This is a genomic window from Pseudomonas sp. UBA6310, assembly GCF_002438225.1.
In the GTDB taxonomy this organism is placed as follows: domain Bacteria; phylum Pseudomonadota; class Gammaproteobacteria; order Pseudomonadales; family Pseudomonadaceae; genus Pseudomonas_O; species Pseudomonas_O kuykendallii.
The window spans coordinates 1-3,566 of the sequence record NZ_DJTK01000040.1 but is presented as its reverse complement, the minus strand read 5'-3'; the positions used below and the strand labels follow the sequence as shown (position 1 = coordinate 3,566).

General features: G+C 65.0%; 3 protein-coding genes. All 3 read left to right on the top strand.

Annotation, left to right across the window (positions count from 1 at the left end):
* Positions 1 to 1,621, top strand: a 1,621-nt coding sequence (locus B3E91_RS09440) for an efflux RND transporter permease subunit (protein ID WP_287029199.1), incomplete at its 5' end; no start/stop codon positions are given.
* A 318-nt stretch (positions 1,622 to 1,939) separates the two neighbouring features.
* Positions 1,940 to 2,986 (top strand): glycoside hydrolase family 5 protein, encoded by a 1,047-nt coding sequence (locus B3E91_RS09435; RefSeq protein WP_090227872.1) that lies wholly within the window; start codon positions 1,940 to 1,942, stop codon positions 2,984 to 2,986.
* Between the two features lie 173 nt (positions 2,987 to 3,159).
* Positions 3,160 to 3,566: MFS transporter (locus B3E91_RS09430; protein WP_287029198.1), on the top strand; the 407-nt coding region annotated here is incomplete at its 3' end.

Here is a 3,566-nt window from a genome sequence, read left to right as displayed (position 1 = left end):
TCACCACGAGAAGCGCGGCTTCTTCGGCGCCTTCAATCGGCTGTTCGCCCGCCTGACCACGCGCTACACCGCGCTCAACACCCGCCTGGTCCGGCGCACCGGGCGCTTCATGCTGCTCTACCTGGGCATCGTGGCGCTGCTGGGTTTCGTCTACCTGCGCCTGCCGGAATCCTTCGTGCCGTCCGAGGACCTGGGCTACATGATCATCGACGTGCAACTGCCGCCCGGCGCCACCCGCGCGCGCACCTCGGCGGCCGGGCACGAACTCGAGCAGTACCTGGGTTCACGCGAGGCCGTCGCCTCCACCTTCCTGGTCATGGGTTTCAGCTTCTCCGGCATGGGCGAGAACGCCGCCCTCGCCTTCCCCACGCTCAAGGACTGGTCGGAGCGCGGCAAAGGGCAGTCCGCCGACGACGAGACCGTCCTGGTGAACCAGCGCTTCGGCAACCCCCGCGACGGCGCGATCATGGCCGTGTCGCCGCCGCCCATCGACGGACTGGGCAACTCCGGCGGCTTCTCCCTGCGCCTGCAGGACCGCGCCAGCCTGGGCCGCGACGCGCTGCTGGCGGCGCGCGACGAGCTGCTCGGCAAGGCCTACGGCAATCCGAAAATCCTCTACGCGATGATGGAAGGCCTGGCCGAGGCGCCGCAGTTGCGGCTGCTCATCGACCGCGACAAGGCCCGCGCCCAGGGCGTGCGCTTCGAAACGATCAGCAGCGCGCTGTCCACGGCCTTCGGCTCGGCGGTGATCAACGACTTCGCCAACGCCGGACGACAGCAACGGGTCGTGGTGCAGGCCGAACAGGCCGAGCGGATGACCCCGGAAAGCGTGCTGGAACTGCGCGTCCCCAACGACACCGGCGAGCTGGTGTCGCTCGGCGCCTTCGTCTCCACCCAGTGGGAAGAAGGCCCGGTGCAGATCGCCCGCTACAACGGCTATCCATCGATCCGCATCTCCGGCGACGCCGTTCCCGGCGTCAGCACCGGCGAGGCGATGGCCGAGCTGGAGCGCCTGGCCAGTGAACTGCCGGCCGGTATCGGCTACGAGTGGACCGGCCTGTCGTACCAGGAGCGGGTCGCCAGCGGCCAGGCCCTGCAGCTGTTCGCGCTGGCCTTCGTGGTGGTGTTCCTGCTGCTGGTGGCGCTCTACGAGAGCTGGGCCATTCCGCTGGCGGTGATGCTCATCGTGCCGGTGGGCGCCCTCGGCGCCGTGCTGGCGGTCACCGCGGTGGGCATGCCCAACGACGTCTACTTCAAGGTCGGGCTGATCACCATCATCGGTCTGTCGGCGAAGAACGCGATCCTCATCGTCGAGTTCGCCAAGGACCTCCGCGCCCAGGGCCGCTCGCTGCGCGAGGCGGCCATCGAAGCGGCGCGGCTGCGCTTCCGGCCGATCATCATGACGTCGCTGGCGTTCATCCTCGGCGTGTTGCCGCTGGTGGTGGCCAACGGCGCCGGAGCCGCCAGCCAGCGCGCCCTCGGCACCGGGGTGGTCGGCGGCATGCTCAGCGCCACCCTGCTCGGGGTGATCTTCGTGCCGATCTTCTTCGTCGCCGTGCTCTCGCTGCGTGAGCGCCGCAACAAGGGATCGGGCAAGACCCTGCCGCCCACCGGGGCGTGACCAACGCATCACCCCTGCTCGCGACGGCGTGCAGGGGCCAGGCACCCGCATGCCGCGCGAAACCGATCCGATCCACTAGTCGCACGAAGGAACTATCGGCCCCGTGGCGATATCTAGCCTTCAAGGGTTACGGACTGGTAACTCGGTACTCCACACATGCTGAAACACTTCGTTTTATAGTGCTTCGCGATATTAAATTGCGATTAGAAACAGTTTGGTGGAAGAGTAAATTAGCTGCCCGTCAACCGCGCAAAATTCATCACGGACTCTATAACTAGTTTCAGGGAGCCTTCCAACCAAACTATCCGGGAACCAGCCATGAACCCAACCTTCACGCGGTTTAAAACGCTCAGAAAAGTCCTTCCGCTGGCCATGCTGCTGTTCGGCGCGACCGCCGTGGCACAGGAGAAGCTTCCCCTCGTCTCGATCAACGTGGCCGGGGCCGAGTTCTCTTCCGGCGCCATTCCCGGCAAGCTGGGGACGAACTTCTTCTTCCCGGACAAGACCTATTTCGCCAAGTGGAAGGAGCGCGGCATCACGCTCGTGCGCTTCCCGCTGAAGTGGGAGCGCATACAGCCGACACTCGGCGGCGCGCTGGACCCAACTTACGTGAAGTACATCGATGACATGTTGGTACAGGCCAACACCTATGGTGTCAAAGTAATATTAGATGTACACAACTACGCGCGTTACAACAACGAAGTCATAGGCTCCGCCAAAGTTACCTATTCGCACTTCCGCAAACTCAACGAGTTAATTGCCAACCGCTATAAGAACAATCCCGCCGTTTATGGCTACGACATCATGAACGAGCCCTATGGCGCGGCCGATCAATACTGGCCCCAGGCGGCCCAGGCGGGGATCAATGGCATCCGCGTCTACGACAAGAAGAAGCCGATCTTCGTCGAGGGGCGTTCCTACTCCGGCGCCTACACCTGGCCCTGGTACAACGACCCGCTGGCCGCGCTCGTCGATCCCAAGGCCGACAACATCATCTACTCCGCGCATGCCTACATCGATGACAACGGCAGCGGCCAGTACAAGACGGCGCCCGCCACCGTGGACCCGATGATCGGGGTCAAGCGCATCGAGCCCTTCGTCAACTGGCTGAAGAAGAACGGCAAGAAGGGCCACATCGGCGAGTTCGGCGTGCCCAACGATCCGCGCTACCTGCAGGCGATGGACAACACCCTCGCCTACCTGCAGAAGAACTGCATCACCATGACCTACTGGGCCGCCGGGCCATCGTGGGGCACCTACAAGCTGTCCATCGAACCGACCAAGGCCGGCATCGACCAGGCGCAGTGGGCGGTGCTGAAGAAATATGTCGGCGGCGGCAACTGCACCAAGCCCGGGCCTAACTGATCGCCACCCGCAGCACGTCCGCGCCTACCGCGCGGCGTGCTGCCATCTCGCGGTAGACCGCTGCTGCGCGGCGCCCTCCAGTCAGCGGGAATGGCGTGACCCGGACGGATGGATGGGGCAAAGGCGCGCCAATCTGTACCATGGGCCGCCGTTTTCCCTGCCCGGTGATTGCGATGTCCACCCGCACGACCTCCCTGCCCCCGGCCGCCACGGCGGCGGGCCAATCCAGCCCGCTGGTGATGCGCGTGATCTGCGCCTGCGCGCTGGCGCACCTGATCAACGACCTGATCCAGGCGGTGCTGCCGTCGATCTACCCGATGCTCAAGGCCAACTACGGCCTGACCTTCACCCAGGTCGGCCTGATCACGCTGACCTTCCAGCTCACCGCCTCGCTGCTGCAACCCTGGGTTGGCTACCACACGGACCGCCATCCCAAGCCCTGGCTGCTGCCGGCCGGCTCGCTGTGCACGCTGGTCGGCATCCTCATGCTGGCCTTCGTCGGCAGTTTCCCGGCGATTCTGCTGGCGTCGGGACTGGTCGGCATCGGCTCCTCCACCTTCCATCCGGAGACTTCGCGGAT

Excerpts from the sequence above, each read along its gene's own strand:
- B3E91_RS09435 (WP_090227872.1), top strand. The coding sequence starts at position 1,940 with ATGAACCCAACCTTCACGCGGTTTAAAACGCTCAGAAAAGTCCTTCCG.